Genomic DNA, 20,643 nt, shown 5'->3' with positions numbered 1-20,643 from the left:
TTAGCGGCGGACGCCATGTTTATGATCGATGGAGTCAGCCTTGCGCCCACCGCTTTCGCTCTCGACGAGCGAGTCGATCCAGACCTTGGCTTGATCCAATGAAAGATCCGGCGTTAGCCGCGTTCCGGCATCCGTCACCACCGCATAGGCCACCACTGCGTCGGGCGCATAGGTTTCATCGCGGGTGATTGCCACGACACGGTAGCCTCCCCTGGTCAGCACGGTGTGCTGATACTCGTCCATCGCCAGCCTTCCTTTTCGTCAGCGCGGAATGGATGCTAAAGCAAGACGTGTGATGGAGAAAGCGGTTTCGGTAACGCCGACGGAACCGCGAGTTCAGGCGATGGCGTCGAAAACCGCCAAGACTCGGATGGCGGGCGCACGACCCCATGCCTCCGCCCTGCGCGACGCCGAAGCGATTCGAACAGCAAGCAAGAAGAGCTCGCCGGGGGCCGGCGATTGGGCAGGTAGCGCACTGCCATTAAAAATGGCCGCATCAGGAGGAAACCAGGGGCCTCTAGCTACAGCGCTTGGTAAGGACGGCCAGCGCCTGACAACGGAGATCAACAAGGCGGGGGTAGAACTCGCATAACCTGCAAGGTCACCCAAAGGCAACTCGTCGAAACATCACGTGCAATTCAGATGATTTCGTTCAAACCACTCAAGTCGCCTGCAATCTGGACTTGGAGTGGTGGGCGGTACAGGGTTCGAACCTGTGACCCCTACCATGTCAAGGTAGTGCTCTACCGCTGAGCTAACCGCCCGTTTTCTGCGTCAGCATTGCGCTGTGCAGGGCGCGCATTCTAGCGCAGGGTTTTGATCACCACAAGCCCTGCCAGCAACGGGCCTGTCGTCCCGCCCTAGCCCAGGCTCGCGGCTTTCAGCTTCTGGATCTGGTCGCGAATCTGTGCGGCGGCCTCGAACTCCAGATCCTTGGCGTGCTGGTACATCTTCTGCTCCAGACTCTTGAGCTTGCCGGCGATCTCTGCAGGCCCCATCGCCCGGTAGTCCGGAGTTTCTTCGGCCACCTGACGCGACTTCGAGCGCCCCTTGCCCGCTTTCTTCTCGGCCGCATCCTCGCGCGCACCTTCCATGATGTCGGAGATCGGACGCGCTACCGACTTGGGCGTGATGCCGTGTTCCAGGTTGTACTCGACCTGCTTCTCGCGACGACGATCGGTCTCGTCGATCGCGGCCTGCATCGAACGCGTCATCTTGTCGGCATACAGAATGGCCTTGCCGCGCAGGTTGCGTGCGGCGCGCCCGATGGTCTGGATCAGCGAACCGGTCGAACGCAGGAAGCCTTCCTTGTCTGCATCCAGGATCGCCACCAGCGACACTTCCGGCATGTCCAGGCCTTCGCGCAACAGGTTGATGCCAACCAGCACGTCGAACTTGCCCAGGCGCAGGTCGCGGATGATCTCCACGCGCTCCACCGTGTCGATATCCGAATGCAGATAGCGCACGCGGATGCCGTGCTCACCGAGGTACTCGGTGAGGTTCTCGGACATGCGCTTGGTCAGCGTCGTCACCAACACGCGGTCGCCGAGCTTGATGCGCTCGTGGATTTCGGACATCAGGTCGTCGACCTGCGTTCCGACCGGGCGGATTTCCACGACCGGATCAATCAAACCGGTCGGGCGCACCACCAGCTCGGTGATCTCGCCCGCGGACTCGCGTAGCTCGTAGGGACCTGGCGTCGCCGAGACATAGATGCTGCGTGGCGAACGCGCCTCCCACTCCTCGAAACGCAGCGGCCGGTTGTCCAGCGCCGACGGTAGACGGAAACCGAACTCCACCAAGGTTTCCTTACGCGAGCGATCGCCCTTGTACATCGCGCCGATCTGCGGAATGGTCACGTGCGACTCGTCGATGACCAGCAGCGCATCTGGCGGCAGGTAGTCGAACAGCGTCGGCGGCGGCTCGCCGGGGGCCTTGCCGGTGAGATGCCGCGAGTAGTTTTCGATGCCGTTGCAGAAGCCGACTTCGGCCATCATTTCCAGGTCGAACTGGGTGCGCTGCGCCAGGCGCTGCGCTTCGACCAGCTTGTTCTGCGAATACAACTGCTCCAACCGCTCCTTCAGCTCATCCTTGATCGTGTCCACCGCACTCAGCGTGCGCTCGCGCGTAGTTGCGTAGTGCGTCTTTGGGTAGACGGTGTAGCGCTGCAGCTTGCGCAGCGTTTCGCCGGTCAACGGATCGAACAAGGTCAGCTGCTCGATGTCGCCATCGAACAACTCGATGCGCAAGGCCTCGGTATCGGACTCGGCAGGAAACACATCCAGCACTTCGCCACGCACGCGGAATGCGCCGCGCGTCAATTCGAATTCGTTGCGGGTGTACTGCAGATCGGTGAGATGGCGGATCAACTGGCGTTGATCGATGTGCTCGCCCACTGACAGGATCAACCGCAGCGACAAGTAGTCTTCCGGCGCGCCCAGGCCGTAGATCGCCGACACGGTGGCCACCACCAACGAATCGCGGCGCGACAGCAAGGTCTTGGTCGCCGACAGGCGCATCTGCTCGATATGCTCGTTGATCGAACTGTCCTTCTCGATGAAGGTGTCCGACGACGGCACATAGGCCTCGGGCTGGTAGTAGTCGTAGTAGCTGACGAAGTATTCCACCGCGTTGTGGGGGAAGAACGACTTGAACTCGCCGTACAACTGCGCCGCCAGCGTCTTGTTGGGCGCCATCACCAGGGTCGGCTTCTGCACCTGCTCGATCACGTTGGCAATGGTGTAGGTCTTGCCCGAACCGGTCACGCCCAACAAGGTCTGCTTGGCCAGGCCGGCCTCGAAGCTGGCCACCAACTTGTCAATGGCTGCCGGCTGGTCGCCGGCTGGGGAGTACGGGGATACGAGCTGGAAACGGTCGGTCATGGAGCGGGTCTCGGGGGAGGACTACACGAAGCCGGAGGTCACGATCGGGAAAAATCTGACGCCCCATCAAGTAGGGTCAGACGTTACCTGAGCTATGGCCGCCGTAGAAACTGCTTTCTCCATGTCAAGGAGAAGCGCGATGCCAGCAGTGACTCGTTCGTGCACGAAAGGGTACACGGCAGTCGAACTACTGATCGTGATGGCACTCATCGGGATCATGGCGACCATCTGCCTGCCCAGCTTCAGGACGTTGATCGAATGGCAGCGAGCGCAGACACGGGTTCACCTACTCACCGGGCATCTAGCGATGGCCCGGAGTCTTGCTATCACTCATCGCATACCGGTCAGTGTCTGCCCATCGATTGATGGGGCGAGTTGCCGATCTGAAAGGGAGTGGAGCCAGGGATGGATCCTTTTCAAAGATCCGCAGCGTAGTGGACAGCCTGCAGACGTTCACTCGATCGTGCGGGTTGAACAGTACGCTGCAAGCGACAACATCAGCATCACTGGAACGATCGGCAGATCGCTTGTCCGATTCCTTCCGAACGGCCGCAATAGCGGTAGCAACATCACCATTAGCCTATGCACGCGCGCTCAACGACTGGCGGATGTCATCGTCAACAACTCAGGACGAACACGGTCCGTCCGCTATAGGCAGCCAACTAGTTGCTCTGCGCACTGAGCTGCAGCCAAAAAAAGAGGCCGCGACTAATCGCGGCCTCTTCAACATCTTGGCGCCCGAAGTTGGACTCGAACCAACGACCCCCTGATTAACAGTCAAGTGCTCTAACCGGCTGAGCTATTCGGGCGGGGAGGCGTATTCTAGATGCAACTTTGCAGGAGCGCAACACCTAGCACAAAGCTACCAGCAGCCTGGAGTGGTAGTTGCACTCGGCGTCTTCACCCCTGCTTGGTTCAACGTCAGCGTGCCGCACTTGTCCTTGGCCTGATTGCCCTGAGGCCCAGCGGTCAAGGTAAAGGTCGACTGCGTGGTCGCGAGCGTGATGCTGTATTGCGCTGTACCGCCCTCGCGCGGCGACTGGATGGTCGTCGACCCGTTTCCGAACTTGAAACTGGCATAGGTGTTGTTAGTCGTATGCGAGCGTTCCAACAACTGCGAGTATTCGACCAGGTCGGCCTTGGCCTGCGCTCGGCGAGACTTGCGAACATGGTCGGCGTAAGACGGGTAGGCGACAGCCGCCAAGATGCCGATGATCGCGACGACGATCATCAACTCGATCAAGGTAAAGCCACCGGCGCCGGCACGCTGGCGAAGTTGTCTAGACAGGGAGCGCGAGAGGTCTAAGGGCATTGACAATCTCCGTTACTGAAGCTGGCGCCAGGACTGGCGGCCGCAAGGATAAGGGACATACATGGGCGCGGCACCGGCTACGCTGACGATCATCCAGCAGCCCGAACCTGCAGGAACAGTAGGCGCCGCAGAACCATCCTTGGGATTGACCTTCGGCTCGAGCCTGGGCACGACCGACACACCCACGTCCTTGACCGGCGCATTGCCGCCAGTATTGAGCGAAATGCCAGCCGAACCGGTAGCAAGCGTGGAGCCACCAATCCCCCCCATTCGCACGCCGGATAGGGCTCCGACGCCGGTTCGCGGATTTAATCCGAACAACCAGTTCACACCATCGGTACTGCACCCGCTGCTGATCGCGAGCGGCGAGTAGGTGGGCATGAACAGAATTCCTGAAACGAGTTCGGGATAGCCCACAAATCGCTCACCGGCGGGCAGATCCACGTACCAGCCAAGTGCCAGGGCGGGAGCAGTCCCCTGCTGCAGCGATCGAGTGGTAGCGGAGGCGCCAGTACTGACCGAGTATGGAGTCAGGTTCGTCCTTGTGAGAGTTGAGGAAAGCACGCCATCCACCTGATCCGTGAAGCCATACAAACTCTGCGTCTGCAGCGCGGAACTCGCCAGGTTGTCTTTATTAAACGAGAAACTGCCCGTGCCGAACAAAACCAGCACCCCTCCATTCTCGCCGGAAGCGGCCTGCAGCCCACCAGTGATCGGCTGACGATAGTTTAGACCACCTTCGGAATAAATCCCGGTCGTGAACGCGGGGACGGTTACTGACGTTGCGGTCGAAGTGAGATCGAACTTCCAGATTGCTCCGCGAAGATCGGCCGCATAGACGGTATCGGCATATCCATCACGCGTGCGAGCTGGCTTATTGGTAGTCGGGTCGATCGTCAGATTATCGATGCGATCCAGTACAATAAGATTGCCGAGCCCGTTATTGCCGCTGATTGAAGTCCCCGCCTCAGTTGCCTCAATCATCCGAATCGTCGGTGTGGAGTTGGTTCCGATATCGACAACGAACAGCACCGCCTTCCCACTGGCGCTAGAATAACCATTACCAAAGATTGCCTTCCAGCTGACCGTCCCATTGGACGCGCGCACAGGGACGATGACGGGCTTGCCGAGCACATGCCCGATGTTCGCGCGCACAGCGGCATCGCCAGCAAGATCGTTGATCTCCCAGAGACGGCTACCGGCACCGAAGCTTGCGGGATTGCTAACGTCTAGTGCGAAGACACCCCGACCCCCTGCACCCGTGGTGCCGACCAGCGTCGTCTGCCAGGCGTTGTTGTAGTAGGTATCTCCTACGGCAATCGGACCATCGACAAAATAACGATGCTCAAAATTGAGCAACGTAGACGACTTAGTGGCTTGGTACGGAAGCAACAAATTTCCCATGTGGCCATAGGAAGTTGCCGGCACATACGCAAAGCGCTCGCGGCCACCACTTCCGGTAACGGCACCAGTGATGTCGATGCCGCCATCGAAAGCATGCAGCATGCCATCGTTGGCTCCTGCATACACCATATAGCTTTTGTTGCGCTTGCTATTCAGGTAGTTGGTATAGCTAGTCCCAAGCGTGCCGCCCAGGCTACGATATCCGTAGTCATCGACCGGGGCACTGATCACCGGTGTGGAATTGACGATATCGCCGAGCACAGTACTCCGATCGCGTAGCTTGCCGCCCTGCTGAACTTCGCCGCTGCGGTCGCCCAGCAGATAATTGGCTGCAGTCGGGGCGGTTGCACCAAGACTGGTCAGGTCTGACTCAGAGCAAAGCGACTGACTGGGATACAACGTCTTAGACAGACTGCATAGACCGCTTAAGCTGATGGTAGTGCCATCGAGCTTTCGCACGTTGCTGCCATCATTGAAGTACACATTACGCGCACTTGCAGTTGGCATTTGCGCAGCTGCCTCCCAGAGCGGCGTAAAGCGCGCCTCGCGCGTATCCGGATCGACAGAGACACTATTGGCCTTCAGCGTACTGGACCAATCCGTGGCGTTGTTCTTGATCTGGTACTCAGGAGTGACGGTCAACGAGCCTGCACCGATGCGCGCACCTGTCAACGCAAGGGTGCCAGACGGCGAGTTGGGGGCACTGGCAGCCGACAGCACGCGGCGCATGGCACTGGTCACTTCATCAGGACTCTTGGCGTTGATAAACTGACCACGACTATTGACCGTGGCGTGCCATAGCTCGTCAATGACACGACCATCGTCAGAAGTTACCGGATTTCCATTTCCAGTCCAGTCTGGGGCATTGGCGTAGGGGTCATCTGTAGCCGCTTGATTGACCTCATAGATATTCCCCTGCGCGCCTAATGTGATCGCATAGAAGTTCATATGCAGATCTTTCTGGCAGTCCAAACGCTTCCAATCCGCAGATGTCTTGGCGAGCGTCGCGCACTTTTCGTCCACAGGCACCAGCCCAGCCGGGAAGCCCGGCCCTGTCACTAGTGGCGTAGAAGCCCCTGAATAATAACTCGCAGCGATGTCAGCGATTGTATCGCTGTAACTATCAGCGAACGGCACGATGGGGAAATCCACCGTACCAGTGGAATCGGCATTGCCATAGCCAGTGACCGAATTGTTCTTGGTCGTGTACCCATCAGTAAATAGCATGCCGCCATTCTTCTGACATGCGCGCACCACCGGAGCTCCGTCCCCCGTCCGCCTAAATTGTTGACCCAAATAATCGATGGCCGCGCGATTTGGCGTGCCACCACTCGGCCTGAGACGATAAATTTGCTGAAATAAAGCCTCACGCGAATCATCGTTCGTGACATCATACATGGTCGGCTGAGCCAAATTATTGATTGTGAAATAACCGACCCGCATATTTTCAATGCCGGTCAATGCTCGCGACTCGGAGCCAATGATCGAGAGAATACGATTCCGGTGATATTGAAACCAATTAGCAAAATTTTGTTTGGCGTCATTATAAGCAGACGTATTAGCAGCGGAATAATTGCTCCGCAATATTTGATATCGCCGCATATTGCACCCCGGGCCGCATGCATTTGCGATAATTGGCCGATTGGCGTTGTTAGTCAGGTATCCTGCGGGCGCCGGGGCGGCGGCAGGCAAATAGAACGTTGCAGGGACGTAGGAGATTTGCACCGAACAATTTGCAGCCACCTGGGCATTAAAGCTAAGAGTTGACCAAAGTCCATTCGTGCCCGGCAGGCCATTTGAGTTGTTGGTATTGCACGCCCTAGCATTACCGCCCGTGCGATAGCGCGTCCCAGAAGGAATCGTCATTCCAATTAAAAACCGAAATGAACTATCGCTATTAACCTCTCTACTTACTCCAAGATTAACGGCAGTGTCGTAGCGGCTCATGCTTATCGTGCCGTCTTCCCAATAAACATCGGGGTCACGTGAATCCGCTCGAGCACTGCCAAAATCGGCCTGCGGCCATAAGCCCTTATTAGCATCATCGCCTTTGGATAGACTCCACGGTTCGTACTTGATATTCGGATCGAAATAATTAGCGTTATATGCTGGCGATCTTGCAAAACCAAATTGATCAATCGGCGGAAGAGCCACACCCGGACTATATGACGAATTATACAAGGGAAAAGGAAATAAATACACGTAACAGTCGACAAAACCATTACAGTCGGAACCATTATTAAAAAAACTTCCATCGGCGTTAAAGAAGCTGGAATTGACACTATTCCATTGCAGCCGCCCATCACCGCCTTTGAAAATACGCTCGAACGTCATTGAGTTCGAATCATCCACCGTCATAATAAATGCTGGCGCGACCGGACTGCCATTATTAAGTGGACCCTGTGCCAACTTTTCCTGACCCTGCGCCGCGATCAGGTTGTATACGAAGTAACCGCTCATCGCGATCAGGACGATGACGGAGGCGATAGCGGTTCGAACGGTGCGACGCGACATGCTCACGGCCTCAAAGCTTGAAGATGGAATCGATCGCCGCCGACGAAGATGCATCCGTCGTCGCATCGTTGGCGAAGGTGGTGATTTGATATACAGGAGTTACAGGATCTACCGTATCGCCCATCGCGAGCGAGCCGCCACCGATAATGCACGAGTCGATGCGCCGCACATTGACCGCCTGGTTCACCGACACGGCCTTATTACGCGCCCAAGCCACCGGATCGAATGCGGTATCGCAGTTTTGCTGGATATCCGTGTCGACCAACGTTGCGTCGCTGGGAGCACTCTTGCGATTGGCGATGGCTTCAATCGCCCGCTCGCTCCTTCGCGTCACGCCCTCGGCATTCTGGAAAGCGATGTTGGTCACCAGATAATTGGACGCCATTTTTTCCTGCATGCCTGCCACCTGCATGCCGGCGATCCCGATCAACGCCAGCAGAATCAGCATAATCAAGGCGACATAGAGCACTGCTCCACGAGGGCGGGAAGGCATTGGGCGGGGGCGAGCTACATTCATTGATCAATTCCCAAACAGGCGGTTGCGTAAGGCGATCGTGGATTCATAGGTCATTCGGTAGCGGCCATCCGTCTGGGTGGGCGGCGCAAACGAGACGCCCAACGCACTGGGATAACTCAACGCATTTGCCGGGCGTTCGGCTGTGGAAGGTGCAGGACTGCGCGCCAGGATGCCAACCTGAACTTGCCCGACCCGTCTCCACTGGCCAGCAGCAGTGGCATCGACCGCAGTGGATACGTCGCTCGCGATCGCCTGGGTGCTGATGTTTCCTAACGGGGGCGAGGTATTGGACATGTTCACGGTCTGATCGAGACCGAACAGCAGCTGCATGTTCTCGATCCCTTCGACCAACTCTTCCGGCGTGCCATAGTCGTCGACGCCATTGGACCGTGCACGCATTAGCGCAGGCTCACCCGAGGTTGTCGATGTACCGACGTAATACACCAGCGAGTCGGCGCGGTATATCATGGCCTGCCCGCTAGGACGGGTGGAGTAATTGGACAGATTGGTTCCTGTGGCGGTGACTTGGCCGCTGGCATAGGTGCCCTTGAACACCGTGGCATGGGCGCAGTCCGCAACCCCGAACAGGTTCGGAGCCGTCTGCCCCCCCTCTGTCAAACGCAATCCGGCAGAGGCATTGAAACCCACGACGCTGTTGCTGCCTGTGGTCAACGTTGTGATTGGCACGCCTTCAGGAGCTAGGAAACGCAGGACCAGGATATCGCTGCCGCCGCGCGGATTGAGCTTGGTGATCGACGCTGGCAGATTCGCTGGTACTGCCCAGTTATCTCCAAGCTTCAGGCTGCCGGGAGGCGTCGTATTAGGCGCCTCGTAGCCTTGCACGCTGATGCTGAAATCCAGCGGATGACCCGAGCCGCTGGCCGCGCCGGTAGTGACCACCGGGTCGCCCTCCCCGCGCACGAAATGCGCCTGGTCATTGACGCAGCCGAAATGCCCGGCCATGCGAATGTCGCGCTGGAGGAAATCCATGGCGAAACGTCCGTTTTCCTGTGCGCGCGCACTGCCTTCGGCCAGCATCGATGCGGTACGCGACGCAGAAAAGACCTGGATAACTCCCAACATCAGCACAAGGCCGATCACCATGGCGATCATCATCTCTATCAGGCTGATGCCCGCAGCGACGCGCTTGGAAGAAGGCCGCTGCGTCATAGCTGCGATACCAGGGTGAAGGTGGTCTGGGCGTTGGGATTATTGGCGTCCCAGCGCTGGTCTCCCCAACTAATGCCAACGGTGACCTGGCCGTTGTTATTGAGAACGGTTGCGCTGGCACCTTCTCCCAATGCGCGTACGACCTGGCATTTCCAACGCGCGATATTGTCAGCGATGGCCACGCTCCCGAGAGGTCGGCTGCAGCTGGCTGCGGTCACGCTATTTGCGGCAAAGGTGGCATCGGTATACCAGGCAGACTGGAAGCGGTTGCTTCGCATCTGGTCCATCAGGTCGTACGCCAGGTTGGTTGCCTGGGTGCGGTAGTTGGAACTTTGCACGAACCGCACATTGGCCGTCTGCAACAGCGCAAAACCAAGCAAGCCAAAGGCGAGAACCACGATAGCAATCAACACCTCAAGCAGACTGAATCCCTTGGTGCGAGAGGGCGAAACGAAGGGACGGAGACGCATCATTGGCAGGAGCTCTTCTGAGACGTGATCTGGCCGGCGGCATTGACGAACAGGCTACGACGCAGCGCCTGCCCATCACAGGTCACCGGCTGCAGCGTGATCTGTTGGTTGGTGGACGAGACCCTGCGCCCCCGCCCATCGAAGGCAATCACGGCGCCAGAAGGACCGGTACTGGACAGCGATGTGTCGATCGCGACGAAGCGCAGGACCGTATCGCCAGTCTTGAACGCCCCATCGCCATCTGTATCAGCCCAGGCCAGCATTCCTGCACCCCAGTTGTCGTCGCACGCGGTCCCGGATGCGCTGCCGCAGACACCGCCACCACGGCGATTGCGAATGGCCTCACTGCGCGCCACCGACAGCAGACCGAGGGTCTCGTTGGCGCTGCTCGCGACTCGATTGGAGCGAAGCGTTCCGCGGAAGCTGGGAAAAGCAATGGTGAGCAGGATCGCCAGCACGACGATCGCGATCATAAGTTCAACGAGTGTAAAGCCGGCAGATCGGCGAAAAGACATTGAACGCTCCCCAGCGTGACGTGTGCAAGATGCTACGCCCGCCCCCTAGCAACAAGCACAAGGGGGACGAACGGTTGTTTCAGGGTCACCGACGTATGCGTCGGACAATCTTTCCAGCGACTTACCTTCCCCATACCACTTTTCGGCTAGAGATTGGATACTCTTGAGTCCTAGGTCACCACCCGATAACAAGGCCGGTAGTCCCCCGATATCTTCATCCGGCGCTGCTCGACGAAGCCCCGCAGGAGCTCGTCCAGGGCCTGCATGATGTCCGGGTCGCCGTGGATTTCGAACGGGCCGAACTCCTCGATGCGGCGCATGCCGTCTTCCTTGACGTTGCCGGCGACAATGCCGGAGAACGCGCGGCGCAGGTCTGCGGCCAGTGCAGGTGCCGGGCGGCCGTGGTGTAGGTCCAGGGCGGCCATGGCCTGGTGACTCGGCTCGAACGGTTGTTGGTACTCCAACGGGATGTGCACCGACCAGTTGAAGTAGTACGAGTCCTTGTGGTCCTTGCGGTGCGCACGCACTGCGTGGACACCCTCGGCCATGCGTCGCGCAACTGCAACCGGATCGCCCACGATGATTTCGTAGCGGGAAGCAGCAGCCTCGCCCAGCGTGAGCCGGATGAAGCGGTCGATCTGCTCGAAATACGGCGCGGCGATGGTCGGGCCGGTCAGGATCAGTGGGAACGGCAAGTGGGCGTTCTCTTCGCGCAACAGGATCCCAAGCAGGTAGAGGATCTCCTCAGCCGTGCCGACCCCTCCCGGAAACACCAGAATGCCATGGCCGATGCGGATGAAGGCCTCCAGGCGCTTTTCGATGTCCGGCATGATCACCAGGTGGTTGACGATCGGGTTCGGCGATTCGGCAGCGATGATGCCCGGCTCCGTGAGGCCGATGTAGCGCGTGTGATGCTTGCGCTGCTTGGCGTGGGCAATCGTGGCGCCTTTCATCGGGCCCTTCATCGCACCCGGGCCGCAGCCGGTGCAGATGTCCAGCCCACGCAGGCCGAGCTCGTAGCCCACCTGCTTGGTATAAAGATACTCGTCGCGCGAGATGGAATGCCCACCCCAGCACACGACCAGGTTGGGGTCGGACGGCTGCAGGATGCGCGCATTGCGCAACTGGCCGAACACCGCGTTGGTGATGCCCTCGCTGGTATCGAGATCGGCGCGTTGCGCTTCGAGCTCGATCGCCATGTAGGCCAGGTCGCGCACGACAGCGAACAACAGCTCGGCCACACCACGGATGATCTCGCCATCGACGAACGCCATCGCTGGCGCACTGCTCAGATCGATGCGGATGCCGCGATCCTGCTGGTTCACCTGAATGTTGAAATCCGGATACAGATCACGCGCGGCACGCGGGTCGTCCGAGGCACTACCGCTGGTCAGCACGGCCAATGCACAACGGCGCAACAGCTCGTGCATGCCGCCACTGGATGCATCGCGCAGTCGCGCCACTTCCGCCTTGGACAACACGTCCAGACCACCGCGCGGGTAGATCCGCGCATCCACCACCGGCAGCGCCCGTGCTGCCGTACTGCTGAGTTCCATAGCTTGCTCCTGTCTTATGCACAAGACTTTAGCGTACTCACCCACACAAAAGAAAACGGCCGGGAGAACCCGGCCGTTTTCGCAAACTTAGACACGCTAGCCAGCTTTAGAACTGGTAGCGGAAACCCAGCTGCAGCGCCCAGCGGGAGATGCCCTTGTCGTCATAGACGGTCGCAGCATCTGGCTCATTAAACCGGTAAACGTATTTTTTGGTGGTCGGGTCGATACCGCCGTATTCGGCCACACCCTTGAAGCCCGGGAACGCATATTCGTCAACGCGACCCCACTTCTTGTTGAGCAGGTTACCGACGTTCATCACGTCAACCCAGATCTGCGCCTTGTTGCCATCGAAGAAGCCAGGAAGCTCCTGCTCGATGTGCAGATCGAACTGGTTGACCCATGAGTTGCGCACGGCGTTGCGGCCCGCAACCTGGCCCTTATGCGTGGACAGGTACTGGTCGTTGTTGACGTAGTTCCAGAACGCATTTTCTTCAGCCGCGTTGCGGAACAGCACATCGCCGCGCGCTGCAGGGATGTAGAGCAAGTCATTGAAACGACCATCGCCATTGGCATCGTTATCGAAGGTGTAGCTGTAAGGACGACCGCTACGACCCTGATAAACCAGCCCAACCTTGGTCGCAAAATCGCCGAAGAAATTATGCTTCCACTGCAACGTACCAAGGAAACTGTCCTTGATCTCGTAAGCCGAGGTTGCGTTCACTTCTTCATTTGCCTGGAAGGTTGCAGTATTGAGCAACTGCGAACCCGAGGTGGAGCTGGTCAGGCCGCTAACTTCCTTCGCATTTGAGTAGGTGTAGGCCAGGCTCCACGACCAGTCACTGTCGTTGAACGGCTTGCTCAGACCAACGGTGAAGCTCTGTGTGCCGCCCTTATCGGTCGAACGCGCGATGATGGCGTCGTTGAAATTGGTGTTTCGACGCGCACGAATATCCGTGCCGCTGTTCGCACAGGAGGAACCCACTGCTACACCGGTTTCGCGAAGACATGCGCTACCCAGAGAGTTCCAGCTGGCCGGATTAAGACCGTTGGGGTTCCAGTAGATGTTACGTCCATCCTGACCAACCTCGGTTGCGGTACCAAGATTGAGCTGCTGGTAATAGATCGCTTCCTTGACCTTAGTGACGACACCCTCCATCGAGGCAACAATGCCATACCATGGCAACTCGGTATCGAATGCCAGGTTGGCCTTCCACACCGAAGGCTGACCAAGGTCCTTATCGACGAAGTCGACCGATTGCGTTTGACCCGATACGCCGCGCGGCTGATTGTTGATGTCCGGCGTAAAGCGGATGCCACTGCTAGACGCGTTATTGAAGTTGTAGTCGGTGAACGCAAGGCCGGTATTGGAATACGGGTTGGACAGCCACACCGACGCAGCCGCACCCTGGAACAGGCCTACACCACCACGCAGCTGAGTCGGACGATCTGCATCGAAGGTGTAGTTGAAACCAAAGCGCGGCTGCCACAGGCCATTGCCGTCGATCGTTTCATCGTTACGCACGCCAAACGCGCCAAAGGCAGCCTGGTTGAACTGTGGCGAGTTCTTTACCATCGGCTCGTCATAACGCAGGCCGAAATTCAGTGTCAGGTTGCTGTTGACTGCCCAGGAATCCTGCAGGAATACGCCGACATTGCGCATGCCCCACTTCGCAGCGATATTGTCAATCCCTGTGGGCGAATACGAATAACGATATGCGTTCGGCAAATTTGCCTGGTAATTGGCAACGGAATTGAAGGTGTAGCTGCCGAAGACACGTGGCCCGTACAAGTTGTAAATGTCGTTGTCTTCGTAGTCGAAGCCGAACTTGACCGTGTGGTCATTCAAGAACAGGGTGCCGGCGAAGAACGCGTTCCAGGTTTCGGTGCGCAACTCGTTAGCCTGCGTATTGGCTTCGGTACCGAGGTTTAACGTGTTGTTGCCGAAACGCACAGCGATGGCTGGCAACTGCGATGCCGCAGTACGAACCGCCGAGTAATCGCGATAAGACACCTTGGCTTCGGTCGAGAACGTATCGGTCCAGTCGCTGAACAACTGGCCGGTGTAGGTCTCGAGTTCAAAGTCGCGCACATAATGGTACGAGTTCAACGCCAGCTGATTGTTACCGAAACCATTGAGGTTGGCCGTACTTTGCTCGGACTTGCCATAGCGGAACGAACCGCGATGTTTGTCGCTGATGTTCCAATCCAGCTTGAAGCCCTTCTCTTCCGAATCAGAATCCAGTGCCGGCAAGGCCAAGGCACCGGGATCGAAGCCGTAGACGTTGCGCGAGATATCGATCACCTGATCGACCTGCGCCTGGGTGATACCGACTTCATTGCTGGCACCAGAACCGGCCGGACCGTAACCGCTGTTGCCGGTGAACACGCCCTTGCCCTTGTACTTTTCGTAGTTAGCGAAGAAGAACAATTTATCCTTGACGATCGGACCGCCCAGGGTCAGACCATAAGTCGCTTCGTTATCGAACAGCTGTGGACGGATGTCGTTCTGGTTCTTACCTGACCAATCGTTTTCACGATATGTGCCGTAGACCGAACCATGAAATTCGTTGGTACCGGACTTGGTGACGGCGTTGATCACGCCACCGGTACCGCCACTGATCGTCACGTCGTAATTGGCCACGTCCACCGAGATCTCATCGATGACGTCCATGGAGAACGGTTGGCGCGGGGTCGGCAGGCTGTTGGATTCCAGGCCGAAGGCATCATTGGTGCTGATGCCGTCGACGCGGATCGCGTTGTAGCGCGGGTTCTGGCCGGCGATGGAGATTTCGTTGCGGGCCTTGTCGGTCTGCGCGACGCGCGGATCCAGACGCACGTAGTCCTGCAGGTTGCGGTTGATCGACGGCAGCGACTCGATTTCTTCACGGGTCACGTTGGTGCCGGTACCCATTTTGTTGGCGCTGAAAATGGCCGAACCGTAGTTGCCGGCGATCGCCTGCACGGTACCCATCGTCGCCAGATCGCCACCAAGGGCCGCATCGACCTGATTCACCTTATCCAGGTTCAGGTAAATGCCTTCGCGGGTGGTGTTGCCCGCGCCGGATGCCGCAATGGTGATGGTGTACGGACCACCCACACGCAGGCCGCGCGCGTTGTAGCGTCCGCTGGCATCGGTGGTGGCGCGGCTGACGGTTCCCGATTCGACGTGGGTGATCGTCACTTCGGCATTCGGCACCGGTTGACCGGCGCTGCTGGTAACCATGCCGGCGACGCCGGCAGACGTGCTCTGAGCGAACACCGGGGCAGCAGCAAGTGCGGCAACAAGGCCAAGCGTCAGCTTGGACATGCGGAGACAACGGGGGTGGGTCATTTCGGTAGCCTCGATACAGGTTGGGCAGTGACAAAAAGGCGCAGTCAGCCCAACCGTTCCCGGGGGTGGGCTGCCGATCATCTGGGGTCCCTTGCCGCGCGACTGGTTGCTGCCGCAACGGTTAACAACAGATTAACACGCTAAGGCCTGATTGTGACGGCCGCGTGACAAAACGCGTGCAGTGCAACATGAACATCTTCTGGGGCGGCGCAAGCGCCACATTGCGCAAAGTCGCAAGCAAAGCGAGACACATATCGCGCTTATGCGGAGTCGGGATTTGGCTGTTAAAACTACAGATTCGTAAGGAAAAGTAGCCGTCATCGATTCGATGACCTCGCCGGTCGCTCCGTGCTTCGTGAACATGCGCCCTGCGCAATCCATCAGCCGATTTGCGCAGCCCCAACGCATGCACCCGTGCTGCTACCAGAACGCCACATCCTGCCTGATCCGAATCGCCGCCGTATCGGCAGCGGCCCCATCAGCAGCTTGCGCAATCCAGTCCCCTGCAACGGCGGCCGGATCAAGCAACGCAGCGTTGGCTATGGAAAACCGCTCTCTGCCATGGAAATGGTCGGAGCCAGCCTGGCGCTCGGCCCACCTCAGCAGCCACCTGCCTTGTGCAGGACCGGCCCCACCCCAGCGCGGACCTCAAGATCGGCTAACAAACCGTAGCGAGCGGTCGTCAGGTTGGTGTGCACGGCGCGGAGGAACCGGAGTGGACGCGTGGTACACGGGGATTCCGAGCACCGTCCACACCCGCCTGACGGCGGCGCAGCAGGTTTGCTAGCCGCTCTAAATCGACACTGGCAACTTGAAATAAGTCCCCAACCCATCCAGAAACATCTGCACCGAAATGGCCACCAGCAACATGCCCATCAGGCGCTCGATCGCGGTCAATGCGCGATGGCCGAGCAGCTTGTACAGCAACGGGGCCGAGGCCAGGATCGTGGATGCACCGATCCAGGCGATCATCAGTGCCAGGCTCCAGTCCCATAGCCGCGTGGGTTCGTTGCTGCCCATCAGCATCACCGCCGCCATGCCGGACGGGCCGGCCACCAGCGGGATCGCCAGCGGCACGATGAAGGGCTCGCCGTCCGGGATCTCGCCCATCAGGCCTTCCGGGCGCGGGAAGATCATGCGGATGCCGATCAGGAACAGCACGATGCCGCCGGCGATCGCCACCGACTCCTGGCGCAGATGCATCAACTCCAGCGCGTACTTGCCGCCCCACAAAAATGCCATCAGCACGAACAAGGCGATCAACAGTTCGCGCGCGAGCACGAAGCGCTGGCGCCTGGGCGGCAGCGGCTTGAGCACGCTGAGGAAGACCGGGATGTTGCCCAGCGGGTCCAGAATCAGGAACAGCAGCAACGCCGCCGACAGAATGGTCATACCGAAGGGCTCCAGATCGCACCGCGCTGCGCTGCACCCGCCATGGACAACAACGTGACGCAGGCAGGCGCATAGCGTGCAGGGTCGACCGCGTCGCTGTCTTCCTGATGGGTAAAGGCACGTGCGCGCAGCGCGGTGCGCATCGGGCCGGGCTGTAGCCCGCTGATGCGCACCGGGCCGGCGGCAGTCTCGTGATGCAGGCTGGAGAGCAGGCCGCGCTGCGCATGCTGAGCTGCACCGTAGGCGCCCCAGTACGCCTGGCCGACGCGTGCCGGATCGTCGACGACCAATACCACAGCCGCATCACGCTGCTGGCGCAGCAGCGGCAGGCAGGCCTGGGTGAGCCACGCACGTGCGGTAAGGTTGACATGCAGGTTGCGCGCGAAATCTGCGGGGGCTGCAAGCTCGGCCGGCGTCAAACCGGCAAAATCGGCTGCGCAATGCAGCAGCCCGTGCAAGCCACCAAGTTCGGATTGCAGCCGTTGCGCGAGCGCGCCGTAATCGTCCGGCGTGGCGCCGGCCAGATCCAGCGGATACAGCAACGGTTCCGGCCCGGAGATGGCGACCGCATCGTAGACCCGCTCCAGCGGACGCACCTTCCGACCGAGCAGCACCACGGTGGCGCCGGCAGCAGCACATGCCTGCGCTGCAGCAGCGCCCAGTCCGCCAGCGGCGCCCGTGACCAGCACCACCCGCCCGGCCAGTACAGCCGCATCGGGCTGAGCCTGCGCCGAACTCACGGCTGGTACGCCTCGCTGACAATGCGCTTGAGCTCGCCGGCTTCAAACAGTTCCAGCGTGATGTCGCAACCGCCGATCAGCTCGCCATGAATGAATAACTGCGGGAAGGTCGGCCAGTTGGAATAGCGCGGCAGATTCGCGCGCACTTCGGCTTCTTCCAGCACGTTGATCGTGCGCAGCTGGTCGGCACCGGCAGCGACCAGCGCCTGTACGGCGCGACTGGAAAATTCACACATCGGGAACTGCGGGGTGCCTTTCATGAACAGCACGATCGGGTGTTGTTCGACTTCGGCCTGGATCCGTTCCATCACCGGCATTGGACTCTCCTGACTGGGAGCGGCAGGCCCGACCGCCGGGTCGGATAAACTTCCGCAAAGGCGCGCATTGTAAGCCTTCAGCACGGCCTGTCGCCGCACTCCCTTCGCTGCCACTGACATCATGCCGATCGAACATCTTGCACTGCCCTACTCCCGCGCCGCTCTGGAGCCACACCTGTCGTCCGCGACGCTGGAAGCGCACTACGGCGTCATTCATCGCAGCGAGGTCGAACAGCTCAACGCGCGCATCGAAGGCAGCGAGTTTGCCGAACTGATGCTGGAAGAGATCATCGCGCAGGCGCAAGGCACGTTGTTTCATCTTGCCGCGCAGGTGTGGAACCACAATTTCTATTGGCAGTGTCTGCGTCCGCGCGGCGGCGGCGAACCGCTGGGCCGGCTGGCCGACAGCATCGCCAAATCGTTCGGCGATTTCGCGCATTTCAAGCAGGAATTCAACCGCGTCGCGCTAGGCACCTTCGGCTCGGGCTGGGTGTGGCTGGTGCAGCGCCCGGACCGCACACTGGCCATCGTCGCCACGCCAAATGCCTCCACCCCGCGCACCGGGCCGGATACGCCGCTGCTCGCCTGCGACATCTGGGAGCACGCGTATTACCTGGATTATCGACAGGATCGTGCGCAGTACCTGGAGGCGTTCTGGAAGCTGATCAACTGGGAGTTCGTAGCCAGCCAGCTCGGCTAGCCACGTCACCGCTCGGGCTATCGATGCGTCCATCGATCATCGCCGGGTGGCCCCGACGACGTTCAAGAGGACGACACCACCGCCTGACAAGCCATTGCGACGGTCCTGCGTCGATGCATCACCGCACCTGCAGAGTGCATTCACCCAAGCGCGCGACCACCGGCCCAACCTGCGCATCGCGCTGCAACGCATTTCCGGCATCCGCCAGTGCACGCGCAAGCGCCTGCGGGGTGTCGGCACGCAGCGTTGCGTGCCCCACCTTGCGTCCATCGCGCGATTGCTTGCCATAGTCGTGCCAATGCCCGCCAGGCACCGCCAGAAATGCGGCAGCGTCCGGCATCGCGCCTAACCAGTTGAGCATGCAGGCATGGCCGCGCATGGCGGTGCTACCGAGCGGCAAACCGAGTACGGCACGCACATGGTTTTCGAACTGCGAGGTCTCGGCGCCTTCGATGGTCCAATGGCCGGAGTTGTGCACGCGCGGCGCCATCTCGTTGGCGAGCAATTGGCCGTCGCGCACGAACAGTTCAAGCGCGAATACGCCGACATAGTCCAACCGCTCTGCGATCGCGCGCGCATGCGCCTGCGCGGCGGCCTGCACATCGGCATCCACGCTGGCCGGCGCAAGGCTGGCCGACAGCACGCCATCCACATGCCAGTTCTCGGTCAACGGCCAGGTGCGGAACGCGCCATCGCGGCCGCGCACCGCCACCACGCTGACCTCGCGCTGGAACGGCACAAAGGCCTCCACGATCAAACCGACCTTGGCCGCCTGCGCGCCGAGCGCATCCCAGGCGGCATCGGCATCGGCCAGCGTCTTGATGCGGAACTGGCCCTTGCCGTCGTAACCGAAGCGACGCGTCTTGAGCACGCAGGGGGTGCCGATACGCGCCAATGCGGCATCCAGCCCGGCACGGTCGTCGATCGCTGCAAACTCGGGCACCGGAATACCGAGCTCGCGGAACAGGGTTTTTTCGCTGAGCCGGTCCTGCGCCACCGCCAGGGCGGCGGCACTGGGAAACACCGGCACTTGCGCAGCGAGCTGTTGCGCGCTGGCGGCCGGCACGTTCTCGAAATCGAAGGTGATCACCTCCACATGCGCTGCGAAGGCAGCCAGCGCAGCGGCATCGTCGAATGCGCCGACCTGCAATGACGCGACCTGCCCTGCGCAGGCATCCTCCGCCGGATCGAACACTGCAAAACGCAAGCCCAACGGCGCGCCGGCCAGAGCCAACATGCGCGCCAACTGACCACCGCCCAGAATCCCGACCGTGCTCATTGGCGCGGGTCGTCGCTGGCCATCACATCGTCGGTCTGCTTGGCGCGGAACTGCGCCAGCGCCTGACCGATCTGCGCCTGCTCGGACGCCAGCATCGCTGCGGCGAACAAGGCAGCATTGGCCGCACCGGCATTGCCGATCGCAAACGTGGCCACCGGAATGCCGGCCGGCATCTGCACGATCGACAGCAACGAATCCATGCCGTTGAGCGCCTTGGACTGCACCGGCACGCCGAGAACGGGCACTGCGGTCTTGGCAGCGAGCATGCCCGGCAGGTGCGCCGCACCGCCAGCGCCGGCGATGATCGCGCGCAGGCCGCGCTCGCCAGCCTGCTCGGCATAGGTGAAGAGCACGTCCGGCGTGCGATGCGCCGAGACCACCTTGACTTCGTAAGGCACGCCCAGCGCATCGAGCTTCTGAGCTGCGTGTTGCATGGTCTCCCAATCCGAACGGGAGCCCATCACGATGCCGACCAGCGGCGGGGAGTGGTTGGAGGTCATGGCCCTGCCCTGCGGTAAAGACGTATTCTAGCCATCTTCCACGC

At 60.0% G+C, this 20,643-nt stretch carries 17 protein-coding genes, 2 tRNA genes and 1 other RNA gene; 2 read left to right on the top strand and 18 right to left on the bottom strand.

Features of this window, described 5'->3' with window-relative positions; all coding sequences use genetic code 11:
- The 3 genes from GGR62_RS04795 to uvrB all read right to left on the bottom strand — a co-directional run bounded on the left by GGR62_RS04795 (position 1) and on the right by uvrB (position 2,882).
- On the bottom strand, positions 1-243 hold the full coding sequence (locus tag GGR62_RS04795; RefSeq protein WP_184406822.1) for a hypothetical protein: 243 nt from the start codon (positions 241-243) through the stop codon (positions 1-3).
- Positions 244-689: 446 nt separating this feature from the next.
- A tRNA-Val gene (locus GGR62_RS04790) sits at positions 690-764 on the bottom strand.
- A 96-nt stretch (positions 765-860) separates the two neighbouring features.
- A complete protein-coding gene (gene uvrB, locus GGR62_RS04785; protein ID WP_184406821.1) occupies positions 861-2,882 on the bottom strand; it encodes an excinuclease ABC subunit UvrB in 2,022 nt (673 codons plus the stop codon).
- A 94-nt stretch (positions 2,883-2,976) separates the two neighbouring features.
- On the opposite strand from uvrB, the gene GGR62_RS04780 reads away from it, so the two are divergent.
- Positions 2,977-3,564 carry a GspH/FimT family pseudopilin gene (locus tag GGR62_RS04780; protein WP_326520234.1) on the top strand — a complete coding sequence of 196 codons (588 nt, stop codon included), beginning with the start codon at positions 2,977-2,979 and terminating at the stop codon, positions 3,562-3,564.
- A 50-nt stretch (positions 3,565-3,614) separates the two neighbouring features.
- Here GGR62_RS04780 and GGR62_RS04775 read toward each other — a convergent pair.
- From GGR62_RS04775 to grxD, 13 genes are all read right to left on the bottom strand, one after another.
- Positions 3,615-3,691, bottom strand: a tRNA-Asn gene (locus GGR62_RS04775).
- Positions 3,692-3,744: 53 nt separating this feature from the next.
- A complete protein-coding gene (locus GGR62_RS04770; protein WP_184406819.1) occupies positions 3,745-4,194 on the bottom strand; it encodes a type IV pilin protein in 450 nt (149 codons plus the stop codon).
- A gap of 12 nt (positions 4,195-4,206) precedes the next feature.
- Positions 4,207-8,112, bottom strand: a complete 3,906-nt coding sequence (locus tag GGR62_RS04765; RefSeq protein ID WP_260305491.1) for a PilC/PilY family type IV pilus protein — start codon at positions 8,110-8,112, stop codon at positions 4,207-4,209.
- Between the two features lie 10 nt (positions 8,113-8,122).
- Positions 8,123-8,629 (bottom strand): PilX N-terminal domain-containing pilus assembly protein, encoded by a 507-nt coding sequence (locus GGR62_RS04760; RefSeq protein ID WP_184406817.1) that lies wholly within the window; start codon positions 8,627-8,629, stop codon positions 8,123-8,125.
- 3 nt (positions 8,630-8,632) lie between these two features.
- Positions 8,633-9,799, bottom strand: coding sequence for a PilW family protein (locus GGR62_RS04755; protein ID WP_184406816.1), 1,167 nt, complete (start codon positions 9,797-9,799; stop codon positions 8,633-8,635).
- Complete coding sequence (gene pilV, locus GGR62_RS04750; protein ID WP_184406815.1) at positions 9,796-10,272, bottom strand: type IV pilus modification protein PilV; 477 nt, start codon at positions 10,270-10,272, stop codon at positions 9,796-9,798. The genes GGR62_RS04755 and pilV overlap by 4 nt, the downstream gene beginning before the upstream one ends.
- Positions 10,269-10,784: a GspH/FimT family pseudopilin gene (locus tag GGR62_RS04745; protein ID WP_184406814.1), complete on the bottom strand. Its 516-nt coding sequence runs from the start codon at positions 10,782-10,784 to the stop codon at positions 10,269-10,271. Before GGR62_RS04745 ends, pilV begins: the two co-directional genes overlap by 4 nt.
- A gap of 170 nt (positions 10,785-10,954) precedes the next feature.
- Positions 10,955-12,340 carry a nucleotide 5'-monophosphate nucleosidase PpnN gene (ppnN, locus tag GGR62_RS04740; protein WP_184406813.1) on the bottom strand — a complete coding sequence of 462 codons (1,386 nt, stop codon included), beginning with the start codon at positions 12,338-12,340 and terminating at the stop codon, positions 10,955-10,957.
- A gap of 106 nt (positions 12,341-12,446) precedes the next feature.
- Positions 12,447-15,671, bottom strand: a complete 3,225-nt coding sequence (locus GGR62_RS04735) for a TonB-dependent receptor (protein ID WP_184406812.1) — start codon at positions 15,669-15,671, stop codon at positions 12,447-12,449.
- 656 nt (positions 15,672-16,327) lie between these two features.
- Positions 16,328-16,403: non-coding RNA, sX9 sRNA (locus GGR62_RS04730), on the bottom strand.
- Positions 16,404-16,463: 60 nt separating this feature from the next.
- Positions 16,464-17,063, bottom strand: coding sequence for a YhgN family NAAT transporter (locus GGR62_RS04725; RefSeq protein WP_184406811.1), 600 nt, complete (start codon positions 17,061-17,063; stop codon positions 16,464-16,466).
- A complete protein-coding gene (locus GGR62_RS04720; RefSeq protein WP_184406810.1) occupies positions 17,060-17,803 on the bottom strand; it encodes an SDR family NAD(P)-dependent oxidoreductase in 744 nt (247 codons plus the stop codon). Before GGR62_RS04720 ends, GGR62_RS04725 begins: the two co-directional genes overlap by 4 nt.
- A complete protein-coding gene (gene grxD, locus GGR62_RS04715) occupies positions 17,800-18,120 on the bottom strand; it encodes a Grx4 family monothiol glutaredoxin (RefSeq protein ID WP_184406809.1) in 321 nt (106 codons plus the stop codon). Before grxD ends, GGR62_RS04720 begins: the two co-directional genes overlap by 4 nt.
- A gap of 121 nt (positions 18,121-18,241) precedes the next feature.
- Between grxD and GGR62_RS04710 the strand changes: the two genes are divergently transcribed.
- Positions 18,242-18,820, top strand: coding sequence for a Fe-Mn family superoxide dismutase (locus GGR62_RS04710; RefSeq protein ID WP_184406808.1), 579 nt, complete (start codon positions 18,242-18,244; stop codon positions 18,818-18,820).
- A 118-nt stretch (positions 18,821-18,938) separates the two neighbouring features.
- On the opposite strand, the gene GGR62_RS04705 is transcribed toward GGR62_RS04710, so the two are convergent.
- Complete coding sequence (locus GGR62_RS04705) at positions 18,939-20,099, bottom strand: 5-(carboxyamino)imidazole ribonucleotide synthase (protein WP_184406807.1); 1,161 nt, start codon at positions 20,097-20,099, stop codon at positions 18,939-18,941.
- Positions 20,096-20,599: a 5-(carboxyamino)imidazole ribonucleotide mutase gene (gene purE / locus GGR62_RS04700; RefSeq protein WP_184406806.1), complete on the bottom strand. Its 504-nt coding sequence runs from the start codon at positions 20,597-20,599 to the stop codon at positions 20,096-20,098. Before purE ends, GGR62_RS04705 begins: the two co-directional genes overlap by 4 nt.
- Positions 20,600-20,643 lie beyond the last annotated feature (44 nt).

This window comes from Xanthomonas sp. 3075, assembly GCF_014197275.1.
Taxonomy (GTDB): domain Bacteria; phylum Pseudomonadota; class Gammaproteobacteria; order Xanthomonadales; family Xanthomonadaceae; genus Xanthomonas; species Xanthomonas campestris_B.
The sequence above is the reverse complement of the archived record's forward strand: the minus strand, read 5'-3'. Positions and strand labels throughout refer to the sequence as shown.